Source organism: Mesorhizobium sp. M0037 (assembly GCF_040323635.1).
Classification (GTDB): Bacteria; Pseudomonadota; Alphaproteobacteria; order Rhizobiales; family Rhizobiaceae; genus Mesorhizobium.
On the sequence record NZ_JAMYVB010000013.1, the window covers coordinates 65,854 to 89,865 of the forward strand.

At 62.4% G+C, this 24,012-nt stretch carries 23 protein-coding genes and 1 tRNA gene; 13 read left to right on the plus strand and 11 right to left on the minus strand.

The features are described 5' to 3' along the window. The first annotated feature begins 16 nt into the window (after window positions 1-16). From NKJ78_RS19900 to NKJ78_RS19920, 5 genes are all read left to right on the plus strand, one after another. Window positions 17-553 carry a TetR/AcrR family transcriptional regulator gene (locus tag NKJ78_RS19900; protein WP_023693712.1) on the plus strand — a complete coding sequence of 179 codons (537 nt, stop codon included), beginning with the start codon at window positions 17-19 and terminating at the stop codon, window positions 551-553. Window positions 554-884: 331 nt separating this feature from the next. Further along, window positions 885-1,673 carry a 3-hydroxybutyrate dehydrogenase gene (locus NKJ78_RS19905; protein ID WP_352459731.1) on the plus strand — a complete coding sequence of 263 codons (789 nt, stop codon included), beginning with the start codon at window positions 885-887 and terminating at the stop codon, window positions 1,671-1,673. A gap of 140 nt (window positions 1,674-1,813) precedes the next feature. Beyond that, window positions 1,814-2,632 carry a chromate resistance protein ChrB domain-containing protein gene (locus NKJ78_RS19910; RefSeq protein ID WP_352459732.1) on the plus strand — a complete coding sequence of 273 codons (819 nt, stop codon included), beginning with the start codon at window positions 1,814-1,816 and terminating at the stop codon, window positions 2,630-2,632. Continuing rightward, window positions 2,629-4,020 (plus strand): chromate efflux transporter, encoded by a 1,392-nt coding sequence (gene chrA / locus NKJ78_RS19915; RefSeq protein WP_352459733.1) that lies wholly within the window; start codon window positions 2,629-2,631, stop codon window positions 4,018-4,020. The genes NKJ78_RS19910 and chrA overlap by 4 nt, the downstream gene beginning before the upstream one ends. 237 nt (window positions 4,021-4,257) lie before the next feature. Next, a complete protein-coding gene (locus NKJ78_RS19920; RefSeq protein ID WP_352459734.1) occupies window positions 4,258-5,244 on the plus strand; it encodes a methyltransferase in 987 nt (328 codons plus the stop codon). 10 nt (window positions 5,245-5,254) lie between these two features. Here the strand turns inward: NKJ78_RS19920 and NKJ78_RS19925 are convergent. Both NKJ78_RS19925 and NKJ78_RS19930 read right to left on the minus strand, forming a co-directional pair. Continuing rightward, window positions 5,255-5,331: transfer RNA gene (locus tag NKJ78_RS19925), tRNA-Arg, on the minus strand. Between the two features lie 107 nt (window positions 5,332-5,438). Then, window positions 5,439-6,602, minus strand: coding sequence for a M20 aminoacylase family protein (locus tag NKJ78_RS19930; RefSeq protein ID WP_023742908.1), 1,164 nt, complete (start codon window positions 6,600-6,602; stop codon window positions 5,439-5,441). Between the two features lie 233 nt (window positions 6,603-6,835). On the opposite strand from NKJ78_RS19930, the gene NKJ78_RS19935 reads away from it, so the two are divergent. Then, a complete protein-coding gene (locus tag NKJ78_RS19935) occupies window positions 6,836-8,014 on the plus strand; it encodes a D-alanyl-D-alanine carboxypeptidase family protein (protein WP_352459792.1) in 1,179 nt (392 codons plus the stop codon). A gap of 3 nt (window positions 8,015-8,017) precedes the next feature. Beyond that, complete coding sequence (locus NKJ78_RS19940) at window positions 8,018-9,121, plus strand: CobW family GTP-binding protein (protein ID WP_023670662.1); 1,104 nt, start codon at window positions 8,018-8,020, stop codon at window positions 9,119-9,121. A gap of 12 nt (window positions 9,122-9,133) precedes the next feature. Here NKJ78_RS19940 and NKJ78_RS19945 read toward each other — a convergent pair whose 3' ends face one another. The 5 genes from NKJ78_RS19945 to NKJ78_RS19965 form a co-directional block, all read right to left on the minus strand. Further along, window positions 9,134-9,382: a sulfurtransferase TusA family protein gene (locus tag NKJ78_RS19945; protein WP_027050749.1), complete on the minus strand. Its 249-nt coding sequence runs from the start codon at window positions 9,380-9,382 to the stop codon at window positions 9,134-9,136. A 60-nt stretch (window positions 9,383-9,442) separates the two neighbouring features. Beyond that, window positions 9,443-10,738, minus strand: coding sequence for a L,D-transpeptidase family protein (locus NKJ78_RS19950; RefSeq protein WP_023694055.1), 1,296 nt, complete (start codon window positions 10,736-10,738; stop codon window positions 9,443-9,445). A 237-nt stretch (window positions 10,739-10,975) separates the two neighbouring features. Then, window positions 10,976-11,926, minus strand: a complete 951-nt coding sequence (locus tag NKJ78_RS19955; protein WP_023670665.1) for an acetyl-CoA carboxylase carboxyltransferase subunit alpha — start codon at window positions 11,924-11,926, stop codon at window positions 10,976-10,978. 88 nt (window positions 11,927-12,014) lie between these two features. Then, window positions 12,015-12,926, minus strand: a complete 912-nt coding sequence (locus tag NKJ78_RS19960) for a site-specific tyrosine recombinase XerD (RefSeq protein ID WP_286440131.1) — start codon at window positions 12,924-12,926, stop codon at window positions 12,015-12,017. A gap of 21 nt (window positions 12,927-12,947) precedes the next feature. Next, complete coding sequence (locus NKJ78_RS19965; RefSeq protein WP_023670666.1) at window positions 12,948-13,100, minus strand: hypothetical protein; 153 nt, start codon at window positions 13,098-13,100, stop codon at window positions 12,948-12,950. Window positions 13,101-13,272: 172 nt separating this feature from the next. Here NKJ78_RS19965 and NKJ78_RS19970 point away from each other — a divergent pair, with 172 nt between their 5' ends. From NKJ78_RS19970 to NKJ78_RS19980, 3 genes are read left to right on the plus strand one after another with little or no spacing between them, the layout of a single operon-like run. Next, window positions 13,273-13,884, plus strand: a complete 612-nt coding sequence (locus tag NKJ78_RS19970) for a shikimate kinase (RefSeq protein ID WP_023670667.1) — start codon at window positions 13,273-13,275, stop codon at window positions 13,882-13,884. Further along, window positions 13,881-15,014 carry a 3-dehydroquinate synthase gene (aroB, locus tag NKJ78_RS19975; protein ID WP_023742904.1) on the plus strand — a complete coding sequence of 378 codons (1,134 nt, stop codon included), beginning with the start codon at window positions 13,881-13,883 and terminating at the stop codon, window positions 15,012-15,014. The genes NKJ78_RS19970 and aroB overlap by 4 nt, the downstream gene beginning before the upstream one ends. Continuing rightward, window positions 15,011-15,907, plus strand: coding sequence for an HlyC/CorC family transporter (locus NKJ78_RS19980; protein ID WP_023670669.1), 897 nt, complete (start codon window positions 15,011-15,013; stop codon window positions 15,905-15,907). The genes aroB and NKJ78_RS19980 overlap by 4 nt, the downstream gene beginning before the upstream one ends. Before the next feature lie 41 nt (window positions 15,908-15,948). Here NKJ78_RS19980 and NKJ78_RS19985 read toward each other — a convergent pair whose 3' ends face one another. From NKJ78_RS19985 to NKJ78_RS19995, 3 genes are read right to left on the minus strand one after another with little or no spacing between them, the layout of a single operon-like run. Continuing rightward, a complete protein-coding gene (locus NKJ78_RS19985) occupies window positions 15,949-17,499 on the minus strand; it encodes a SpoVR family protein (protein WP_352459793.1) in 1,551 nt (516 codons plus the stop codon). A gap of 11 nt (window positions 17,500-17,510) precedes the next feature. Beyond that, window positions 17,511-18,818 (minus strand): YeaH/YhbH family protein, encoded by a 1,308-nt coding sequence (locus tag NKJ78_RS19990; protein WP_023685368.1) that lies wholly within the window; start codon window positions 18,816-18,818, stop codon window positions 17,511-17,513. 17 nt (window positions 18,819-18,835) lie between these two features. After that, window positions 18,836-20,785, minus strand: a complete 1,950-nt coding sequence (locus tag NKJ78_RS19995) for a PrkA family serine protein kinase (RefSeq protein WP_023686732.1) — start codon at window positions 20,783-20,785, stop codon at window positions 18,836-18,838. Window positions 20,786-20,968: 183 nt separating this feature from the next. On the opposite strand from NKJ78_RS19995, the gene NKJ78_RS20000 reads away from it, so the two are divergent. Both NKJ78_RS20000 and NKJ78_RS20005 read left to right on the plus strand, forming a co-directional pair. Beyond that, a complete protein-coding gene (locus NKJ78_RS20000) occupies window positions 20,969-21,097 on the plus strand; it encodes a hypothetical protein (protein ID WP_023670673.1) in 129 nt (42 codons plus the stop codon). 224 nt (window positions 21,098-21,321) lie between these two features. Next, window positions 21,322-22,875 carry an acetolactate synthase large subunit gene (locus tag NKJ78_RS20005; RefSeq protein ID WP_023742903.1) on the plus strand — a complete coding sequence of 518 codons (1,554 nt, stop codon included), beginning with the start codon at window positions 21,322-21,324 and terminating at the stop codon, window positions 22,873-22,875. An 11-nt stretch (window positions 22,876-22,886) separates the two neighbouring features. Here NKJ78_RS20005 and NKJ78_RS20010 read toward each other — a convergent pair whose 3' ends face one another. Then, the gene (locus NKJ78_RS20010) at window positions 22,887-23,189 is read right to left on the minus strand and encodes a BolA family protein (RefSeq protein ID WP_023742902.1); all 303 of its coding nucleotides are present in this window, start codon (window positions 23,187-23,189) and stop codon (window positions 22,887-22,889) included. 168 nt (window positions 23,190-23,357) lie between these two features. On the opposite strand from NKJ78_RS20010, the gene NKJ78_RS20015 reads away from it, so the two are divergent. Continuing rightward, window positions 23,358-23,987, plus strand: a complete 630-nt coding sequence (locus tag NKJ78_RS20015) for a J domain-containing protein (protein ID WP_032887126.1) — start codon at window positions 23,358-23,360, stop codon at window positions 23,985-23,987. Window positions 23,988-24,012 lie beyond the last annotated feature (25 nt).

Below are 24,012 nucleotides of genomic sequence, written 5' to 3' on the forward strand. Positions count from 1 at the left end.
GCGGGGGAAGGGATCGATGAAGACCCAAAGGGCAAATTCGCGCGACAAGATACTCGCCGCCGCCGCCGATGTCGCACGCGAGACCGGTCCCGGCAGCCTGTCGCTTGACGCCGTCGCCAGCCGCGCCGGCGTGTCGAAAGGCGGCCTGTTATATAACTTTCCGACCAAGGCCAAACTGATGCAGGGCCTGGTGGAGAATTACCTGCGCGCGTTCGAGCTGGCGCTGGAATCGGGCCGTGTCGCCGGAGCCAGCGGCGAGAGCCTGCTCGCCACCTATATCCGGCTCTCGGCGGATGATTGCGAGGAGCCGAAGCCGACGGCTTCGTGGATATTCTCGGCGATCGCCGAGGATCCGGATTTCCTGACGCCGATAAAAGCCTTCAAGTCGCAGCTGCTGCAGCGGCTGAAGAGCGAGACGCCGGACCTGAAGACGCTGCTGGTCTGCTTTCTGGCCATCGAAGGGCTGCGCAGCATGAACCTCTTCGATTCCGACGTGCTTTCCGCCGACGAACGCCGCTTGCTGGTATCGGCCCTGCTGGAGATTGCGGGATAGCTCAGGGCGTCGGATCGAAGAAGCGATACGGGCCGGGCGGAAAGGACGGTTGGTGAGCGGCATGGCATAGGTACGCATCACGACATCGGCGATTTCAAGCTACAGCCCCCTGATTCGTTGGATTGATGGTTCAGGAATGACTGCGCGAATGCGCGGCCGACTATGTTCGCCGCACCATAACACTGCCGTGTCAGCCTTGAAACGGCGCTCGGCGAGGCCGGCAAAGCGCGTTTTAGGGCTGTGATGGCGCCGACATATGGTTATGGCATTGTCATGTTGCGGCGCACAAACTATGTGCCTTTGTAGTCCTCCCAACAGTCTCGAGATCTCCATGGGTTCCCTGTCTTCGAAGAATGCGCTCGTCACCGGATCGACCAGCGGCATTGGTCTGGCCATTGCCCGCGCCCTCGCCGCCGAGGGCGCCAACGTCACGATCAACGGCCTTGGCGAAGCCGCGGCGATCGAACAGGAGCGCGCCGGCATCGAGAAGGATTTCGGCGTCCAGTGCCGCTACTCCGGCGCCAACATGATGGACGGCGCAGCGGTGACCGCCATGGTGCGCGAAGCCGAGCAGGCCTTGGGCAGCCTCGACATTCTGGTCAACAATGCCGGGATACAGCATGTCGCGCCAATCGAGGAGTTTCCCGACGACAAGTGGGAAGCCATCATCCGCATCAATCTGCTGGCCGCCTTTTACGCGATCAAGGCCGTGGTGCCCGGCATGAAGGCGCGCAAATGGGGCCGCATCATCAATACCGCGTCGGCGCATGCACTGGTCGCCTCGCCGTTCAAGTCGGCTTACGTCTCGGCCAAGCACGGCATAGCGGGTCTGACCAAGACGGTAGCGCTGGAAGTCGCGCAGGACGGCATCACCGTCAACGCCATCGCGCCCGGCTATGTCTGGACGTCACTGGTCGAAAAGCAGATCCCCGACACGATGAAGGCGCGCGGCATGACCGAGGAACAGGTCAAGCACGACGTGCTGCTGGCAGCGCAGCCGACGAAGCAATTCGTCACCGTCGAGGAGCTCGCCGCGCTGACCCTGTTCCTGTGCTCTGACGCAGCCAGACAGATCACCGGCACCACCTTGCCGATGGATGGCGGCTGGACGGCGCAGTAGGCGCGGTCCCCCGGCGCCGCTCTTTCCTTGACAAAGGCGAAGGATCAATCCAGCATTGTGGCAAGGGGTTCCTTCGCGACGACCCCGTGAGGCGTCAGCCCAATGATCGCGTCCAAACTCTCACTCTGGAGGTGGACGCCATGCCGTCAACAACCGCAATCACCGTAGCGCAGCTTTCCCGCCTTGTCGGTCTGTCCGACGCGCCTGTTCTTGTCGATGTCCGCATCGACGAAGACTACGACGCCGATCCGCGCCTGCTTCCGGCCTCGTGCCGGCGCGACTTCAAGTCTGTTTCGAGCTGGGCGGCCGAGTTCACGGGGGCTCATGCTGTCGTCATCTGCCAGAAGGGGCTGAAGCTCTCGCAAGGCGTTGCCGCATGGCTGCGCCATGAGGGCATTGCTGCCGAATCCCTTGAAGGCGGCTTCGAGGCGTGGCAGGCGGCCAAGGGACTTCTGGTCAAGGCCGACAAGATACCGCCCCGCGACGACAAGGGCCGCACGGTCTGGGTGACGCGTGCCCGCCCCAAGGTCGACCGCATTGCCTGTCCCTGGCTGATCCGCCGCTTCGTCGATCCCTCGGCGGTGTTCCTGTTTGTCGAGCCGTCTGAAGTGCTGGCGGCCGCCGATCGGTTTGGGGCGGTTGCCTTCGACATCGACGACGTGTTCTGGAGCCATCGCGGCGAGCGCTGCACCTTCGACACGATGATCGAAGAGTTCGGGTTGCGGTCCGAAGCGCTCGATCGCCTTGCGTTGATCGTGCGTGCAGCCGATACGGCGCGCCTCGATCTCGTACCGCAGGCGGCCGGGTTCCTCGCTGCATCGCTCGGGCTGTCGCGCATGTTCCGCGACGATCTCGAACAGCTTGATGCCGGCATGCTGTTCTACGATGCGTTCTTCAGATGGTGCCGCGATGCCACTGACGAAACCCACAATTGGCCCAGCGCGGGCAAAGCGCCATGAGCGCCCTTGCCGCGGACGACGATGCACAGGCTACCGAGGCTCCGATCGTCCCGACCTTCCGCCAAGCCGCGAAACTGTGGGCAAGGATCGGCCTGCTCTCCTTCGGCGGGCCGGCCGGACAGATCGCGCTGATGCACAAGGAATTGGTCGAGGATCGCCGCTGGATCGGCGAGCAGCGGTTCCTGCATGCGCTCAACTACTGCATGCTTCTGCCAGGCCCCGAGGCACAGCAGCTCGCCATCTATATCGGCTGGCTGCTGCACCGGACCGCCGGCGGCCTCGTTGCCGGCATCCTGTTCGTGCTGCCCGGTGCGTTTGTCATGCTGGGCCTCAGCATCTTCTACGTGCTTTACAATGATGCGCCCGTCATCGAGGCGCTGTTTTTCGGCATCAAGGCGGCGGTGCTGGCCGTCGTCGTCGAGGCGGTCCTCCGCATCGGCAAACGGGCGCTCAAGAACCGGGTGATGATGGCGATCGCGGCGGCCGCGTTCCTTGCCATTTATGTCATCAGGCTGCCGTTTCCGCTGATCATCCTGGTTGCAGGGCTGACCGGCTGGATCGGCAACCGCTTGGCACCGGCGCGTTTTTCCGGAGCCGCACGTGGCAAGGACAATTTGCCCGATGTCAGGGGCGCCGTCGACGTCATGTTCGAACGCGGCGAACTCGCTCACACCAAGCCGACGAAATGGCACGCGCCGCGCACCATCGCGATCTGGCTGCCGATCTGGCTCGGGCCGGTCGTACTGATCCTGGCGCTGACCGGCCCTGCCAGTGTTTGGGCACAGCTTGGCGGCTTCTTCAGCCTGATGGCGGTGGTCACATTCGGCGGCGCCTACGCCGCACTCTCCTATGTCGCGCAGGCAGCGGTGACCTCGTTCGGCTGGCTGGCGCCGGGTGAAATGGTCGATGGGCTTGGCCTGGCCGAGACGACGCCGGGACCATTGATCCTGGTGCTGCAATTCGTCGGCTTCGTCGCCGCCTATCGTCACGCCGGTGCGATGGGACCGCTTGTGGCCGGATCGCTCGGCGCATTGCTGACGCTCTGGGTGACGTTCGTGCCGTGCTTCTTCTGGATCTTTCTCGGTGCCCCCTACATCGAGGCGCTGCGCGGCAACAAGGCACTGTCGGCGGCGCTGAGTGCGATCACGGCGGCTGTCGTCGGCGTGGTGATGAACCTTGCGCTGTGGTTCGCACTGCATGTCGTCTTCGGCGCGGTGCACCGCGTTGGCCTGGGCATGGAGGTGCCGGTGCTGTCGTCGCTGGATTGGCGTGCCGCGCTGCTGGCGGCAGCCGCTATGGTCGCCATGCTGAAACTGAGGATCGGCATGCTGCCGACATTGGCCGGCTCGGCGCTGGCCGGACTGGCGCTGCTGGCCTTGCCTGCGTAGCGTCCGAAGGCGCGACCAGCCATTATCACAGCCGGATTTTTGAGGTATGCCGGGCCGGCGCACAACGGTCGCGGGCGCTGGTAGGATCAGCGCTGGCCCCGGAGATACCCTTTACGTCGAACCCGATACCGCCAAGCTGAACCTGCTCGACGCGGAGAGCGGCGCGCTGGCGAACTGATTTGACGAGGTTGGCCGAGCTGTTCAAAGTCGATCCTGGATCGCACAACGGGATATGACATGGTGGATTCCGATCGGATCGACAAGCTGATCGCAGGGGTGCCCCCCGCCTTGGCGCTTCGTGCCGGGCTGGACCTTGGCATCTTCACCTGGCTCGGCGGCGATGCTGCGACTGCCGACAGCCTTGGGGCAGCGCTCAAAGTCGAGCCCGCTCGTCTGTCGCGGCTCCTCTACGCGCTCGCCAGCAGCGGTCTCCTCGAGGTCGAGGATGGTCAGTTTCGCAACGGAGCCGAAGCGTCGGAGTTTCTTGACGCGTCCAAGCCGACCTATCGCGGCGGCGATCATGTGCTGCTGCGCGAACTCTGGGGAGCCGACCTTTTGACCGCAGAGTCGCTGCGGCAGAACCGGCCGGCCGCGCTGCACGACTTTTCCGAAGCGGGGCCAGAATCCGCAGCGGCCTTCAGCCGCATGCTCGCACCGGGAGGGGTGATTTTCGGCCGAAATCTCGCCCGTGAACTGGACTTCTCGGCGGTCAGTTCGGTGATCGACATCGGCGGCGGCGCCGGGACCATTCTGGTCGGTCTTCGCGAGCGATGGCCGCATATTGCGGCGACTTTGATGGAACTCCCGACGGTCGCGGCGGTCGCACCAGCGATCCTGTCGGAATACGGTGCCGGCGATGTGGTTGTCGAAGAAGGCGACATAACGGTCGCGCCATCGACCGGCCGGCATGACTTGGCAATCCTGAAGGCTGTCGTCCAGGTCCTGCCGCCGGACCAGGCGCGCAGTTCGATCCTGAACGCGGCGCGTTGCCTCACCCAAGGAGGCGAGATCGCAATTGGGGGGTGGGGTGTCGTCGATGACGACCGTCTCGGCCCGCCTGAGGGTGTCTTTCTCAATCTCACCTTCCTGAACCTTTACCGCGCAGGCGAATCGTACACGGAAGGTCAGTATCGCGGGTGGATGGCCGAAGCTGGGTTCCGGGATATCTCCAGGTCGCAGCTGACCGACGGCACCACGTTGTTTCGTGGGCGCCTCACGGACTGATCGTGGCTGCTGGTGATCCCGACAGGAATCGAACCTGTGACCTACAGATTAGGAATCTGCCGCTCTATCCTACTGAGCTACGGGACCACGCGGCCCGACACATAGCCGCTTCCGATCGTTTCGCCAAGAGGGCTCGCCGAAGGCAATGAAGAGGCCGGCCGAAGGCAATTCGGCCGGCCTTTCGGCGGCATATGTCAGGCTGCGAGCGCCGTTTCGGCCAGTTTTACCCAGTAGCTCATGCCGTGCGGGATGACTTCGTCGTTGAAGTCGTAGGCCGGATGGTGGAGGCCGGCGGTCTCGCCATTGCCGATGAAGATGAAGGCGCCAGGGCGGGCTTCCAGCATGTAGGAGAAGTCTTCGCCGCCCATCACCGGCTGGATGGCGCGGTGGACCTGGGTGTCGCCGGCGACATTTGCCGCGACATCGCCGGCAAAGACCGTTTCTTCCGGATTGTTGAAGGTCACGGGATAGTTGGCGTCATAGTCGACGGTGATCGTCGCGCCGAAGGCGGTGGCTATTCCTTCGCAGATGGTGCGGATGCGCTCTTCCGATTTCTTGGCGATCTCTTTCTTCAGCGTGCGCACCGTGCCGGCGATCTCGGCGGTCTCGGGAATGACGTTATAGGCGTCGCCGGCGTGGAATTTCGTCACCGAAACCACCACCGCCTCGACCGGATCGGTGCTGCGCGAAGCGACCGTCTGCAGGGCGCCGACCAGCTGGCTGGTGATGACGATCGGGTCGATCGTGCCGTGCGGCATCGCCGCATGGCCGCCGCGGCCCTTCACGGTGATGGTGAACTCGGCGGTCGCCGCCATGATCGGACCCGGCCGGATGGCGAACTGGCCGACCGGCAGGCCCGGCATGTTGTGCATGCCAAAGACGCGCGAAATGTCGAAACGCTCCATCATGCCGTCCTTGACCATCTCGTTGCCGCCGCCGCCGCCCTCTTCGGCCGGCTGGAAGATAACCGCGACCGAACCGGCGAAATTGCGCGTTTCGGTCAGATATTTGGCGGCGCCCAAAAGCATCGCCGTATGGCCGTCATGGCCGCAGGCGTGCATTTTGCCAGGCACGGTCGAGGCATAGGGCTTCCCGGTGATCTCGTTGATCGGCAGCGCGTCCATGTCGGCGCGCAAGCCGATGGTCGCGCCTTGCCCCTTGCGGCCATGGATGATGCCGACGACGCCGGTCTTGCCGAGGCCCGTCACCACGTCGTCGCAGCCGAATTCCTTCAGCTTCTCGGTGACGAAGGCGGCGGTCTTGAAGACATCGAAATTCAGTTCTGGCGTCTGGTGCAGATGGCGTCGCCAGCCGGCAACTTCATCCTGCATCTCGGCGGCGCGGTTGAGAATCGGCATAATGGTTCCATCTCGCTGTTGGAGCAGACGATCTGGCCTGCTTGATTGCAATTGTGATTGCCATGCTTGTTGCCATCTTGGCACTTTGCCATCTTGGCGTCACATAGGGTAAATAGCACCCCAGACAATGTGATCCGGAAATTGAGGGCCGGATCAGGTCATGCTGGCCATCGCGTAACGAAATCTTACGGAGCCAGGGGCGACTACGGCAAGAGGCGATTTCGGATTCCATGATGCGGCACAGCCATATCCTCAAATTACTGCTAACGGGCGGCTTGGCGCTACCCATGCTGGCTGGGCCAGCTTTGGCCAATCCGGTGATCCTGTTCGACCTCAACAGCGGCAAGGTTCTGCAGCACCAGGACGCATTCAAGCGCTGGTATCCCGCTTCGCTGAGCAAGCTGATGACCGCCTATGTCACCTTCCGGGCGATTGCCGCCGGCGAGGTCCAGCTCGATTCACCGATCAAGGTGACCAAGCATTCGGCGGGCGAACCGCCGAGCAAGATGGGCTTCAAGCCGGGCTCGGTGATGCGGCTCGACAATGCGTTGAAGATGATGCTGGTCAAATCGGCCAACGATATCGCCATGGCCATCGGCGAAAACATAGGCGGCTCGCAGGCCGGATTCGCCGTCCGCATGAATGCGGAGGCGGCGCGGCTTGGCATGACCGGAACGCATTTCGTCAATCCGAACGGCCTGTTTTCGCCGGAGCAGTACACGACGGCGCGCGATCTTGCCCTGCTGGTGATGGCGATCCGCAAGGAATTCCCGCAATACGCCCCCTGGTTCTCGATCGAAGGCCTTGCCGTCGGCAAGAAGGCGATCTCCAACTACAATCTCTTGATCGGGCGCTATCCAGGCGCCGACGGCATGAAAACCGGGTTCGTCTGTCCCTCGGGCTTCAACATGATCGGCTCGGCGACACGCAATGGCCGCACGCTGGTCGCGGTCGTGCTCGGCGAAAAATCGGCGATCAGCCGTGCCGAGACCGCCGCCAGGCTGCTTGACCAGGGCTTTGCCATGCCCGACCCGAACTGGCTCACGGTCGCGGCCATGCCTTCCTATGGCGATACAATGTCACCCAACGACATGCATGATGAGATCTGCAGGAAGAAGGCGCCGCACGAGCAGTCCGAGGCGGCTCCGCCGGTGGCCGCGAAGGGCGCCGACGTGCCGAAATCGCCCTATCAGGAAAAGCTCGACCACGTGCCGACGCTGGTTGCAGTCGGCCTCGGCGGCGCCACCGGGCCGGCGCCGAAGGCGATGCGCGACCAGGGCGGCCAGGAATACGCCGATGTGCCGCTGCCGAGCTGGCGGCCAGACATTCCGGCGCCAAAGGGCGCCGAACCGGCCGTGGTGGGCCAGGCAACCGCGGTGCAGGGCGACCAGCTGGTCAAAGCCGCGAACTAGGCGATGGCTGGCTTTCCGATACCCGTCACGGTGGTCACCGGCTTCCTCGGCGCCGGCAAGACGACATTGCTCAACCGGCTGCTCAAAGATCCGGCACTGGTCGACACGGCCGTCATCATCAACGAATTCGGTGAGGTGGCGATCGACCACCTGCTGGTCGAGCAGGCCTCGGACGGCATCATCCAGTTGTCCGACGGCTGTCTGTGCTGCACGGTGCGCGGCGAACTGGTCGATACGCTGGCTGACCTCGTCGACCGGCTGCAGACCGGCCGTATCGCCCGCCTTGCCCGCGTCGTTGTCGAAACCACCGGGCTCGCCGATCCGGCGCCGGTGCTGCAGTCGATCATGGCGCATCCCGCCCTTGTGCAGGCCTTCCGACTTGATGGCGTCATCACGCTGGTCGACGCGGTCAACGGCAATGCGACGCTCGACGGCCATGTCGAGGCGGTCAAGCAGGTGGCGGTCGCCGATCGCATCGTGCTGACCAAGGTCGATCTGGCCAGCGATCCCGGCGACGTCGATGCTTTGCGAACGCGACTCCATCAGCTCAATCCAGGCGCCGTGGTGCTGGACGCCGGCGACGGCCGAACCGGCGTCACGGCGCTGTTCGATTGCGGCCTCTACAATCCGGCGACCAAATCCGCCGATGTCCGGCGCTGGCTCGGCGAAGAAGCCGCCCATGAGCACCACCATCATCATGATCATGACCACGGCGAGCATGAGCACCACCACCGCCACGATTCCCGCGTGCGCTCCTACTCGCTGGTCCATGACGGCCCGGTGCCGTTTTCGGCGATCGAGATGTTCCTCGACCTGCTGCGTTCTGCGCATGGCGACAAGCTTTTGCGGATGAAGGGCGTCATCGAGCTTGCGGAGGACCCGTCGCGGCCGCTTGTCGTCCACGGGGTGCAGAAGATCCTGCATCCGCCGGCGCGGCTGCTGGCCTGGCCGGACGGCCAACGCGGCACCAGGCTGGTGCTGATCACGCTCGATATGCCGGAAGATTATGTGCGCCGGCTGTTTTCCGCCTTCACCAACCGGCCGTCGATCGACACGCCGGATCGCGCGGCGTTGGAGAGCAATCCGCTGGCGATAGCCGGGGGCTGATTGTCAGGCTCGCTATGCGCCGCGTTCGACCAGGAAGCGGTGGCCGCCGCTGACGGCTGATGTTTCAACAAGCTGGTGGCCAGCGTCGGCGCAAAAGGCGGGGATGTCGATGACCGCCAGCGGGTCGGTGGTCTCCAGCCAAAGCCGGCTGCCCGGCTGCATTGCCGCCAAGCGTTTTTTCGCCTTGAGAACGGGCAGGGGGCAGTTCAGGCCCTTGAGGTCATAGATCGCGGTGTGATTTGTTTGTTTGTCTTCATGCATGTCTTTGTCCCAAAACCGCTGCGCACTTTTGGGCGACATGCATCGGCAAGGCGAAAAACCTCAGCCGCCGAACATGCCTAGCAGCTTGTTCTTGATCTTCGACATCCGGCTTTCGTCCGCCGGCGGTTCTGCAGGCACCGCCTCGACGCTCGCAGTGGCGACCGGCTGCTGGGGGGCCTGCTTGGCTGCTTCCTTTTCGGCCAGCGCTTGGGCCTTTGCGGCTTGCTTTTCAGCCAGTGCCTGGGCCTTGGCGGCTTTCGCAGCCTCGATGGCAGCAACCCGCTGTTCCTCGGCCTTGCGCTTGGCTTCCTTCTCTGCGTCCAGCGCCGCCATCTTGCGGCCGGCGGGCGAATCGATGCGGCCCATGCGCGCCGTCTCGGTCAGCGTGCCGTCGGAATTCAGCGACGGCGGTTCGATCGGCACGCGCTCGCCCCGGGCGCGGCGCTTCGACCATTCGGAAACGATGGCGGCTTCCTTGATGCCGGCAATGGTCGGCTTGGGCGCCGGCACGCTGGCTTTGACCGCGCCGGTGAAGGCCGCGTCATAGCTGCTTTGATAGGCGTTGAGTGCGCTCTTCAGCGAATCCGGCTGCGTGGTCGCCGGGCAGGCGCCGGTCGGATCGAATGTCGTGCCCTCGGGCGCCACCTGGTTGAAGACATAGCGCTTGTCGCAGACATCGACTTTCGGCGGCACCTTGGTGATCTCGAAATTGTCGTAACCGACCTTCAGCATCTTCCAGAACTCATAGTTCGGGTCGTTGCGGTAACGCGCCATGTTGGCGGCGGTCATGCGGAATGGGAAGGCCTGGATCTGGAACTCGGTCTGGCCGCCCTGGAAGGCATCGCGACCAAAAGCGTAGATCTGCTCGATCTGCGGATCGGTCATCGAATAACAGCCCGACGACGAGCAGGCGCCGTGCACCATGAGATTGGCGCCGGTGCGGCCATTGGCACGGTCATAGGCGTTGGGATAGCCGATGTTGAAGGACAGGTGATAGTTCGAGCGCGGATTCATCTGCGACGGGCGGACCGTATAGAAACCTTCCGGCGCCTGGCGGTCGCCCTCGGTGTATTTCGGGCCGAGCTTGCCCGACCATTTGCAGATGTCGTAGCTGGCGACCATCTCGTAGCGGCCGGTGGTCTTGGCCTTCCAAATTTCGAGCTTGCCTTCTTCCTTGAAGATGCGAGCCATCACCGACGAGGTGCGGATCATGCCCTTGGCCTTCATGTCGGCCAGGATCTTGTCCGGCAGCGGCTTGCTGGCTTCCGGCGCAAAATTCTTCATAGAGGAATCGTTGCAGCCGGCAACGCCAAGCGCGGCGATCAGAAGTGCGGTGCGGGCAAGCTTGGTAAACATGGATACGGCTATGTCTTTTTCTCGCGTCACGGGCCGGATAGCGCCCGGTCCGGTATGCTGAACACTGACGGACACCCTAAGCCCGTTAACCTTGAAAATTCCTTACCGCAAGCGTCGGACGGCGTCCCCCACGGCAATTCGCCCGGTGTCACGGATTTTTTATTGAGCCGAATGCGGCGGCATTTTTATGGCGAAATTGCTCCTTGACGCCACATTGCGGTGCGTTGCCCGCCGAAATCAGAGGCTGCGGCCCATCGCCAGGTATTTTTCGCGGCGCTGCTCGCGAAAATCGGTATTGGCGCCGGCAAATTCCTTCATCGTCTTGGCAATGAGGTCGCCGGTGGCGGCGATCACCGTTTCGGGCGCGCGCTGGGCGCCGCCGAGCGGCTCGGCAATGATGGCGTCGATGATCTTCATTTCCAGAAGGTCCTGGGCGGTGATCTTCATGTTGGTCGCCGCATCCTTCGAGCGCGTGGTGTCGCGCCACAGGATCGAGGCAGCGCCTTCCGGCGAGATCACCGAATAGATGGCGTGTTCCAGCATGTAGACGCGGTTGGCGGTGGCGATCGCAATGGCGCCGCCCGAACCGCCTTCGCCGATGACGACCGAAATCGATGGCACTTTGAGGCCGAGGCAGGCCGAGGTTGAACGGGCGATGGCTTCCGCCTGGCCGCGTTCCTCGGCGCCAACGCCGGGGTAGGCGCCGGCGGTGTCGACCAGCGTCAGAAGTGGAATCTGGAAGCGGTCGGCAAGTTCCATCAGCCGCACGGCCTTACGGTAGCCTTCAGGGCGCACCGAGCCGAAATTGTGCTTGAGCCGGCTCGCCGTGTCGGAGCCCTTTTCCTGGCCGATGACGGCCACCGGTTCGCCGCGGAATCGGGCGAAGCCGCCGATGATCGCCTGGTCCTCGCCGAAATTGCGGTCGCCGGCGAGCGGCGTGAAATCGCTGAACAGACCCTTGATGTAGTCGAGGCAATGCGGCCTGTCGGTGTGGCGCGCGACCTGCACCTTCTGCCACGGCGTCAGCGCCTTGTAGATGTCGCGCAGCGCGTCGCGCACGCGCTTCTCGAGCCGGCTGATTTCGTCGCCGACATCGACCGCCTCGCCATTCTCGGCAAGCTTCTTCAGCTCGAGGATCTTGAGTTCAAGGTCCTGCACCGGCTTTTCGAAATCGAGGTAATTGTACATTCTTGAGCGGACCGATGCGTCGGAAGGCAAACATCGCGCAGATGTAGGCTCCGCGCGGGCACGTTGCCCTCACATAGCGATATGAGGCCTAGTCGGCAAGCGGATGATGATCGTTGACCAGCCGCACCAACCGCTCTTCCAGCACATGCGTGTAAATCTGCGTGGTCGAGATATCGGCGTGGCCGAGCAGCTGCTGCACCGCCCTGAGATCAGCGCCGTTCTGCAGGAGATGGCTGGCAAAAGCATGGCGCAGCACATGCGGCGAAATTTTGGCCGCCGATATGCCGGCCCGCGCGGCAAGGCCTTTGAGGTCGCGGGCAAAGACCTGCCGGGAGAGAAAGCCGCTGTCGCTGGCGGCCGGGAACAGAAACGGGCTGTCGGCGAAAGCCGGCACCGACGCCCGGGCCGTGAGCCATGCCCGCATCGCCATGCGGGCCTTGGCCGACAGCGGCACCATGCGCTCCTTGTCGCCCTTGCCGCGCACCATGAAGAAGCGGTCGTCGCGCTGGGCGACGGTCACCGGCAGGCCGACAAGTTCGGAGACGCGCAGGCCGGTGGCATAGAGCACCTCGACCAAAGCGTGCAGGCGCAGTGCCGCCACCCGGTCGCCATTGACGCCATCGCCTGTCTCAAGCGCCGCACGGTCGAGCAGCCGACCGGTATCGGCCTCGCTCATCGTCTTGGGCAGCGGCCGGCCCTTTTTCGGACTGTCCAGCGTGCCGGTCGGGTCGTCGCCGCGCAAGCCCTCGGCGTAGAGGAACTTGAAGAACTGGCGGATCGCCGACAGTTTGCGCGCCTGCGACGTCGACGCAAAGCCGCGCGCTGCGATGTCGTCGAGATAGGCGCGGATGTCGACTGCGGCGGCAGCGGCAAGCCCGCCGGCAATCTGCTGCGAAGCGTCTTCGAGATCACGGCGGTAGGAAGACAGCGTGTTTGCAGCGGCACCGCGTTCGGCGCTCATCATTTCGAGAAAGGCTTCGATGCGAGCCGCGCTGTTCATGTTCCAGGGGTCAGTTTTGGGTCAGTTTTTCTTGGGGTTCAGCTTTTCCGGTGGAATGCGCACGGTGATTTCGGCTTTTTTCGGCTCGACGAACATCGCCAACGCCACCATCGTACCATAGGCAATGCCGGCAAGAATCATCATCGTCACGACAAAGCGGAACAGTGTCGGCATCAATCTTCGCCCGTCTTCTTGCTCTGTGATTCCAAGCCCTGTGTCCTTATGGGACGCTAATTCCGTCAATTCAAGGACGAAGGGCTCTGCGTGCGAAAGGCGCTATGCTTGACGCAAACGGGCTTTTGATGTCGATACGCCGGCAAAGACGGCTTAGAAACAGCATGGTCTCATGAACGCGTTACCAGCAAATCCTCCCGGCGATAGCCATGCCGCGCTGCTCGACAGGCTGGGCAGCCGCTCGATCGTCTTTGTCGGCCTGATGGGCGCCGGCAAGACGGCGATCGGCCGCAAGGTGGCGACGATGCTGTCGCTGCCCTTCGTAGACAGCGACCAGGAGATAGAAACCGTGTCGCGCATGACGGTGCCGGAACTGTTCGAACGCTATGGCGAGACCGAATTCCGGGCATTGGAGCAGCGCGTCATCCTGCGCGTGCTGGAGAGTGGGCCGCAGGTGCTGTCGACCGGCGGCGGCGCGTTCATGAATGCGCAGACGCGGGAAGCGATCGCCGGGCATGGCGTGTCGGTGTGGCTGAAGGCCGAGATCGACCTGTTGATGGAGCGCGTGTCCAAGAAGCAGAACCGGCCGTTGCTCAAAAGCGCCGATCCGCGCGCCGTGCTCGAGCGGCTGATGGGCGAGCGCTACCCGGTCTATGCCACGTCCAACATCACCGTGCCGACACGCGACGACCGCAAGGAGGTCATTGCGACCGAGGTTGTCGACGCGCTGTGCGGGCATTTCGGCATTCCGGCTCCGACTGCGCCGGGCGAGGTGCGGCTGTGAGCGAACCGGTCACTGTCGAGGTCGGCCTTGGCGAGCGTGCCTACGACATCCTGATCGGCCCCGGCCTTTTGGCGCGCGCCGGCGCCGAGATTTCGCGCCGCCTGCCCGGCACGAGAGCGGCGGTGGTCACGGACGATAATGTCGCGGCGGCACATCTCGACGCGCTGAAGGCCGGTCTGGAAACACGCGGCATCCAGCCTGCCGTCATCACTTTGCCGGCCGGCGAAAAGACCAAGAGCTTTGCCCATCTCGAAGAGGTGGTCGACGGCGTGCTCGCCGCCAAGCTGGAGCGCGGCGATGTCGTCATTGCGCTCGGCGGTGGCGTCATCGGCGACCTCACCGGCTTTGCCGCCGGCATCGTGCGCCGCGGCATGAATTTCGTCCAGATTCCAACCTCGCTGCTGGCGCAGGTCGATTCCTCGGTCGGTGGCAAAACCGGCATCAACAGTCCGCGCGGCAAGAATCTGGTCGGTGTCTTCCACCAGCCGAAACTGGTGCTGGCCGATACCGAAGTGCTCGACACGCTGCCGATCCGCGAATTTCGCGCCGGCTATGCCGAGCTTGCCAAATACGGGTTGATCGACCGACCGGCGTTTTTCGCCTGGCTGGAAGCGAACTGGGAAAAGGTGTTCGCTGGCGGACCGGAGCGGGCCGAGGCCATCGCCGAGGCGTGCCGCGCCAAGGCCGATGTCGTCGCCCGCGACGAGTTCGAAACCGGCGACCGCGCACTGCTCAATCTTGGCCACACGTTCGGCCATGCGCTGGAAGGCGCCACACAGTATGACGGCGCCCGCCTCGTCCATGGCGAAGGCGTCGCCATCGGCATGGCGCTGGCGCACCGCTTTTCCGCAAGGCTCAATCTGGCCAGCCCCGACGACGCGGCGCGGGTCGAGGCGCATCTTCGCGCCGTCGGTCTACCCTGGCGGATGGCCGACATCCCTGGTGAGTTGCCCGATGCCGAGGCGCTGCTTGGCTTCATCACCCAGGACAAGAAAGTGTCGCGCGGCGCGCTGACATTCATCCTGACGCGCGGCGTTGGCCAAGCTTTTATTGCCAAGGATGTACCGGCGTCGGAAGTGCTTTCGTTCCTCAGGGAGAACCACCCGGGCCAGGAAAGCCGGCAGCGATGATCAACGAGCCCGGCTGGACCGTCGTCGCCGTCCTTGCCATCCTCATCCTGCTGGTCCTGGCCGTGCGCACGCGCCTGCTTGCCATGTTCGGCTATGAGCTGTCGCGCATCGAGCCGCAGCGCTCGACACAGGACGAGTTGCGCGGCGCGGTCGACGATTTCCGCCGCGACGGCCAGATGGTGCGTGAGGACCGCGACCGCGTCGGCGGGCTGTTCGATCTCGCCGAGCTCGAAGTCTCCGACATCATGGTCCACCGCACCAATATGCGCTCGGTCAATGCCGACAATGGGCCGGAAGCGGTGGTGCGCGAGATCCTGCAAAGCCCGCACACCCGCATGCCGTTGTGGAAAGGCTCTCTCGACAACATCGTCGGCGTGCTGCACGCCAAGGACCTGCTGCGAGCGCTGAACGAGGTCGGCAACGACTTTTCCCGGATCGACGTGATGAAGATCGCTTCGAAGCCTTGGTTCGTGCCCGACACCACGACGCTGCAGGAACAGCTCAACGCCTTCCTGCGCGCCAAGGCGCATTTCGCTATCGTCGTCGACGAATATGGCGAGGTCGAAGGGCTGGTGACGCTGGAGGACATTATCGAGGAGATCGTTGGCGAGATCGCCGACGAGCACGATGTAGACATTCAGGGCGTGAAGCAGGAGGCGGACGGTTCCGTGGTCGTCGACGGCACCGTGCCGATCCGCGATCTCAACCGGGCGCTCGACTGGAACCTGCCTGACGAGGAAGCGACCACCATTGCCGGCCTGGTCATCCACGAGACGCAGTCGATCCCCGAGGAAAAGCAGGCTTTCACCTTCCACGGCAAGCGCTTCGTGGTGATGAAGCGCGACAAAAACCGGATCGCCAGAATCAGGATCAGGCCGGCGGGCGAATCTTAAAGGTACCGAGCAGGCCCGCCACATGACGCTCTTTGCCGAGCTTATGCAGCGATCTGGCTCGTAGACCGTTCGTGGATGGTCGCACCGGTTTGAGCGTCAACTGCGACCAGGCTGACCTCGTAGCCCCAGAGGCTGCGGACATGGCGCAGCGTCGCGTCACGGCTGGCCCCTTCGAGCACAACACCATCCTTTACCCTGTGTTGCAGCCGCAACTGCCGGTCGCCGAGCAGGTCGACATCAATCACCTGGATGTCCGGCCGATTCGCTCCAAGGTCGTAACTGTGGGCTAGCTGGGCGCGTATCTTGTGATAGCCACGTTCGTTGTGGATCGACGCGACTTCGAAATGCGGTTTGTCGGCTCCATCGCCAAGCACGAAGAACCGCCATTTTCGGATCAAGCTCGGGCTGAGATACTGGCGGATAAAGGATTCGTCGCGGTGGTTGGCCCAGGCCTCAAGCAGGACCTCGCGCCAGTTGCCATGTCCTGCAATGTCCGGGAACCAGTCGCGGTCCTCCGCCGTCGGCTCGGTCGAAATGCGCTGTATGTCCTGCATCATGTCGAGGCCGAGGGCATAGGGATTGATGCCTGAAAACCGGGGATCGTCAAAGGCCGGCTGGAAGATCACGTTCGAATGGTTGCGCAGGATTTCGAGCATGGCACCTTCGCCGATCCGGCCACGATCGAATAGCATGTTCATGAGCGTATAATGCACGAAGGTGGCGCAGCCTTCATTCATCACTTGAGTCTGTCGCTGCGGGTAGAAATATTGCGCGATGACGCGGACGATCCTGATGATCTCGCGCTGCCAGGGTTCCAGGATCAGGCTGTTCTTCTCGAGGAAATACAGGAGGTTTTCCTCGGGCAGGTTGAGCGATCTCTTGCGCTCCGCCATCCCTTGATCCTCATTGCCGGACTTGTTTTTGTTCTGCGACGGCGGCAGCGTGCGCCACAGATCGTTGTAGGAGCGCTCTTCGTATTCGAGGCGCTCGCGAAGCCCTTCGCGCTGTCGCTCCGACGAGAGCTTTGGCGGCCGGTGATAGCGGAACACCCCTTGTTCCATCAGCGCATGGGCGGAATCGAGAATGGCCTCCACTGCTGCAAGGCCGTGCCGCTCCTCGCACCGGTCGATGTAGCCCTTGGCGAAGTCCAGATAACCCAGGATTGCCCCGGCGTCGGTCCATTGCTGAAACAGATGATTGTTCTTGAAGAAATGATTGTGGCCAAGCGCCGCGTGGGCCGTCACAAGGGCCTGCAACGCCATGGTGTTTTCCTCCATGAGGTAGACGATGCAGGGATTGGAGTTGATGACCAGTTCATAGGCCAGCCCCCGACCACCCTTACGGTAAAGAAGCTCCTGGTGAAGGAAATGTTTGCCGAACGACCAATGCCGATACATCAGTGGCATGCCGATAGATGAGTAGGCGTCGAGCATCTGCTGGGAGGAGATTATCTCCATCTGGACCGGGTAAGTATCGAGATGCAACTCGTCGACCGCGATCGCCTCGATCTCTTCAAAAGCCCGCGATAATTTCTCGAAATTCCAGTCGGAACCGGAAAACAACAAATTCGTTTCGTTGGCTCGCCTGACCATCTCTCTCTCTCTCAAGCGCTCTTGATGGCCACCGGCTGCCTGGCGAAGAGCCGGTGGAAGACCGGGTAAATATCCGCGGGAGCAGCGATGCGGCTCATCTGGAAGTTGGGCCATTTCAGCTCGATCGTACTGTAGGCGCGCCAAAGCGACGTCCCGTTTTCGGTAGCACCGAATATGTGGCTCTCGCGTTCGTCGATGATCTCGACATAGGCGAAATACTGGCACAGGCGCATGAGCTTGCCGTTCATGAGCTCTATGCATCGCTCGGAATCGGTGGTGAAATTGTCCCCGTCAGAGGCCTGCGCGGCGTAAATGTTCCACTCGCTGGCAGGATAGCGCTGGCCGATAATGCGGTGCATTTCGTCGAGCGCGGTGGAGACGATCGTACCGCCGCTCTGCGTGTTGTAGAAGAACGTGTCCTCATCCACTTCGTGCGCCTCATGGGTATGGCGGATGAAGACGATCTCCGTGCGTTCGTAGCGCCGTTTCAAGAACAGGTGCAGCAGCACGAAGAAGCGTTTGGCCAAGTCCTTTTCGCGTTGGCCCATCGATCCGGACACGTCCATAAGGCAGAACATGACGGCATTGGCATTCGGCACCGGCCGGGCGTCGAAGCGGTTGAATCGGATATCGACCGGATCGACAAAGGCAATTCGCCTGCGCCGTCGCTCCAGCCGGTCAAGCTCGTCGCGTAATTCCGCGATGCGCTGGCGCACCGCCGCGCCGGCCGGGGCCGACTCAAGCGTGACGATTTCCCGGAGGATCGCCTCCAGTTCCTGCTGCGTGGGGCGCCTCAGCGCAATGCGCCGGCCTAGGCTGTTGCGCATCGTGCGGCCGGCATTGATGTTGGTCGGGGAACCGGTTGCCGCGAAGCCGGCCCGGCGCGGCTTGAAGGCAAGGATTTCCTTGAGATTGAGCTTAACCAGGTCGGGCAGTTCGAGATCCTCAAAAAAGAGTTCGAGCACCTCCTCGCGTGACAGCACGAAACGAAAATCGTCTTCCGACGCCGTGTTTCCTGGCGACGACGCCGCGCCGCCCCCATGCGGCTTCGGGAGCAGGTCTCCAGGGGAAAAATGCCTGTTGCCCGGAAGGATGTGTCGGCGCCGTCCGCTGGCCCTGTCATCGTTGAAGCTCGGCTCGGCCGTTTTCCTTTCCGGCATGGGCACGGCGTGCTCGGTATCCACGTCGGCGATCCTGCCAGTGCGGATTTGATCGCGAATGCTCCGCTTCAACTCCTCGCGAGCACGCCTGAGGAAGCGCTGTCGATTGCCAAGGCTCTTGTCCTTGGGGTTCAGGCGACGGTCGATGAAGATCGGCATGGAACCATCCGGCTCTGTCAACCCGCCTTGTTCACCCGCATGTACCAGTCCACCAGCCGGCGTACCTGCCGTTCTGTGTAGCCACGCTCGATCATGCGCTGTACGAATTCGTTATGGCGCTTTTCCGTAACGCTGTCTTGCTTGGAGCCGAAGCTGATCACCGGCAAGAGGTCCTCGACCTGTCCGAACATCCGCTTCTCGATGACCTCGCGCAGTTTTTCATAGCTGGTCCATGACGGGTTGCGGCCGTGGTTTCTTGCGCGAGCGCGCAGAGTGAACTTCACCACCTCGTTACGGAAGTCCTTGGGATTGGCGATGCCTGCCGGTTTCTCGACCTGCGAAAGTTCGTTGTCCAGGATCTCCCGGTTGAGGATCTGGCCGGTGTCGGGGTCCTTGTAGTCCTGGTCCTCAATCCAGGCATCCGCATAGGCGATGTAGCGGTCGAAGAGGTTCTGGCCGTATTCGCTATAGGACTCCAGATAGGCCTTCTGGATTTCGTGGCCGATGAACTCGGCGTAGCGCGCCGCAAGCTCCGACTTGATGAATTCAAGATAGGCCGCTTCCGTTTCCTTCGGGAACTGCTCCCGCTTGATCGCCTCCTCCAGAATGTACATCAGATGCACAGGATCGGCGGCCACCTCCTCATTATCGAAGTTGAATGTCTGCGAAAGGATCTTAAAGGCAAAGCGCGTGCTGACGCCCGTCATGCCTTCATCGACGCCGGCGGCGTCGCGATATTCTTGGACCGACTTTGCCCTGGGATCGACTTCCTTCAGATTTTCGCCGTCATAGGCGCGCATCTTGGTGTAGAGCGGCGAGTTGTCGTGCTCGGCTAAGCGCGTCGAAACTGCAAAGCGGCTGAGGATGTCCAAAACTTCAGGGGCACAGGGGCTGGCGGCCAACTCGCTCTCACGCAGCAATTTCTCATAGATCTGCCTCTCTTCGGTGATCCGCAGGCAATAGGGTACCTTGACCACCAGGATGCGATCGAGAAACGCCTCGTTGTTCTTGTTGCTCTTGAACTGTTGCCATTCCGACTCGTTGGAATGGGCGACGATGATCCCCTGGTAGGGAAAGGCGCCGAAATTTTCAGTGCCGTTGTAGCTGCCTTCCTGTGTCGCGGTCAGCAGCGGATGCAGAACCTTGATGGGTGCCTTGAACATCTCGACGAATTCAAGCAGACCTTGCGTGGTCCGGTTCAGGCCACCGCTATAGGAATAGGCATCGGGGTCGGACTGGCTAAAATTTTCCAATTGCCTGATGTCGACCTTGCCGACCAGGGCCGAGACATCCTGATTGTTCTCATCGCCAGGTTCGGTCTTGGCAATGCCGATCTGGCGCAGCCGCGACGGCATCAGCTTGACGACGCTGAATTTGGAAATGTCGCCAGACAATTCGTCGAGGCGCTTGGCCGCCCATGGCGAAATCAATCCGTTCAGCCGGCGCCGGGCTATGCCGTATTTATCCTCTAGCAGATCACCCATGTGATCGGGATGGAACAGCCCAAGCGGCGACTCGAAAACCGGGCTGATCTGGTTGCCGACCTTCAGCGTGTAGATCGGGCGCTGCTCCATCAGTTTCTTCAGGCGCTCGGCCAGAGAGGATTTGCCGCCGCCGACCGGGCCGAGGAGATAGAGGATCTGCTTGCGTTCTTCGAGCCCCTGCGAGGCATAGCGGAAATATCCAGCTATGCGCTCGATCGTATCCTCCATTCCATAGAAGTCAGAAAAATGAGGGTAGATCTTGAGGGTCCGATTCGCGAAAATGCGGCCGAGGCGCTCGTCTTTGCTGGTGTCAACCAGTTTTGGTTCGCCGATTGCGTCGACCATCCTTTCGGGCGCCGAAGCGTACATCGATTTGTCTTCCCGACAGGCAAGAAGATACTGTTGGATGCTGACCTCTTCGTCCGCCGCATTGGCATAAATTTCCGAAAAAAGATCGAAGACGTCGGATTGGGTTGCACGCATGATGTTCTGCCCTCGGAGCCGATCTGGATTCCAATCGCCTCATCACCTTCAACTGTCGGAAAGCATTGTTGGTTCCCTTCACATGAAGGAGAGTGGCTGCAATCCGGGTAGAAGGCTTGGGAGGAAACATTCGGAGTGGCTGGAATGGCGGGTTGCCCGGTGCTGCGGCGCTGATGGGCGGCGTTGTCGCCGGCCAGCTATCTCGATGGACACAAGCATCCGCCGACCTTCATCGCCTATTCGCGCGCCGAAGGCCGCGACGACCAATCGAAGGCTTTGCCAAACGCCTGCGCGCCATCGGCACTGAAGTGACGCTGTTCGACGGCAACGCCTACACGCATATGTCGATCAATCACGACTTCGGCGAGGACGGCGACGCGTTGACCGCCGCGATGCTGGCCTTCCTGAATGGACCGTCGGTTGATCCCCGATCCCCGCGAGGCGTCCTGGATCAGACCAAAAGCCCCGGCGGGACATTGCCGACCCGGCGGCTACAGGTGCAATTGTTCCTGAGTTGTCGATTGGGAAAGAAAATCATGAATGGCGCCGATCTGCTGTGCGACGTGCTCCTGGCCAATGACGTCACGGTCTGCTTCGCCAATCCTGGCACATCCGAAATGCATTTCGTTGCCGCACTGGACCGCAAACCTCAGATGCGCTGCGTGCTCGGCCTGTTCGAGGGCGTGGTGACCGGCGCCGCCGACGGCTATGCGCGCATGACCGACCGCCCGGCAGCAACGTTGCTGCATACCGGACCGGGTCTCGCCAACGGTTTGGCCAACATGCACAACGCAAGGCGTGCGCGCAGCCCGATGATCAACATTGTCGGCGACCATGCTTCCTACCATCTGCCGCTCGATGCCCCGCTGACCAGCGACATAGAAGGCCTGGCGTCGCCGATGTCGAACTGGGTTGGCCGCGTCAAGGGGCCGGCCGATATTGTGCCGGCCGCAGAGGCGGCTTTCCGCGCCTCACTCACGCCGCCTGGCGTCACGACCTTGATCCTGCCTGCGGATGCCGCCTGGGGCGAAGTTGCTGCGATTTCGCCTGGCAAGGTGAAGCTGGAGCCGCCGCCCGCCGTCGACATGGCTGTTGTGCGCACGATCGCCGAAGCAATCCGCGCCGCGCCGGGCCGTGTCGGCATGGTGGTGCGTGGGCAGGCGGCGCGCGCCGATGGACTTGAAATCGCAGGGAGAATGTCATCGGGAAGCGATGTCAGGCTGTTCAGTGAGGTTCTGATCGCCCGCATGCAGCGCGGCCGCGGGCGGTTCGCCCCGACCCGCATTCCCTATCCGGTCGATGCGGCGACGGCCACGCTCCGGGATATCGATTTGCTGGTGCTGGTCGGCGCCAAGGAGCCGGTTGCCTTCTTCGCTTATCCCGGCAAGCCCGGGCGGCTGGTTCGGGACGATTGCAAGGTGCTTTCGCTGGCGGCGCATGGCCAGGATCTGAAAGCGGCGCTGGAGGCGCTGGCCGACGAGCTCGGCATCAAGCCGACGCAGCAATTCGCCGCCGCAACCGCCTTTCCAGACGAACCGACGCTGAGCGGCAGACTGACGGACGATGCCATCGCGCTGTCGGTGGCGCGCAAACTTCCGGCCAATGCCATCGTCTGCGACGAAGCGGTCACCTCGGCGAGACGGTTCTTCACGCTATCCGCCTTTGCGGCGCCGCACGACTACATGATGGGTACGGGCGGATCGATCGGCGGCGGCATTCCCATGGCTACCGGCGCGGCGATCGCCTGCCCGGACCGCAAGGTGATCAATCTCGAAGCCGACGGCAGTGGCATGTACACGGTGCAGGGACTGTGGACCCAGGCCAGGGAAAAGCTTGACGTCGTGACCATCATCTTTTCCAACCGGACCTACGCCATCCTGCATGGCGAAATGAAGAATGTCGGGGTCAATGAGATCGGCGAGAACGCCAGGCGCATGCTCGATCTCGACCATCCGGCGCTGGACTGGGTTGCGCTGGCCAAAGGCATGGGCGTCGAGGCGGCCCGCGCCGACACGTGCGAGCGGTTCGACGCGCTGCTCGACAGTGCCCTGTCGCGTCCGGGACCGTTTCTCATTGAAGCGGTGATCTGAGGCGGAGAGACTTACCAACGGGTCTTTTCGCCGGGTGCAGCCGGTTCGATTGCCAGCGCATGGACGCCGGCTTGCAGCTCCGCTGCCAGCAATTCGTTGACGGCGCGGTGGCGGTCGATGCGGCTCATGCCGGCAAAGACGGATGAGACGATGCGGACGCGAAAATGCGTCTCGCCAGTGCCTTCATAGGCAGCGTGATGGTCGGAGCCGTGGTGGTGATGACCGGCATGGAGATGGCTTTCATTGACGATCGCCAGGCGCTCCGGCGAAAACGCCTTGTTCAGCTTGTCTTCCATCGTCGCCTGTATGGACATCGCCATCTCCCTTCACCATATCTGCAAGGCGTGATCGGGAAATCGGGATCGATCCCGCCGGGCCGCCTCAAAAATCGCCATTCGCCCTGCTTTATGCCGCGATTCAGCGGTTAGGGCGATGATCGCGAAAATGTCAATTCTTGTTTCGCACGTGCGAACAGCCCATAAATGGGTGAGATGAAACCGTACCCCAAATATTTCGAGAAAATTCGGGTCCGTCCCGACAAGGATGCGGAGCTGAAGTCGCACTCGCCGATCTGCCAGTGGGACGGCTGCAAGGAGGCCGGTACCCACCGGGCGCCGGTCGGACGCATGAAGGAAGGCGAGTATTTTCAGTTCTGCTTCGATCATGTGCGCGAATACAACAAGGGTTTCAACTACTTCTCCGGCGTGCCGGACACCGAGATAGCCCGCTTCCAGAAGGAAGCGATGACCGGCCACCGGCCGACATGGAAGATGGGCGTCGCCGGCGCCTCGACGCGCTCCTCGCCCGATTTCGCCCAGCAGCGTTCCGGTCGCGCCGGCTATTACAACCGCATGCGCGATCCTTTCGACCTGTTCAAAGGGCCGAAGGACCCGCGCGAGGCGCGCGAACGCAAGGCCAAGCCGCTTGAGGCCAAGGCGCTGGAAACGCTTGGCCTTGATACAAAGGCGACTGGCAAGGACATCAAGGCGCGCTATAAGGAACTTGTGAAGCGCCACCATCCGGATGCGAATGGCGGCGATAGAGGTTCGGAAGACCGGTTCCGCGATGTGCTGCAGGCCTATCGCGTGCTCAAGCAGGCGGGTTTGTGCTGAGCAACCTAACGGTTCGTGTCGTTTT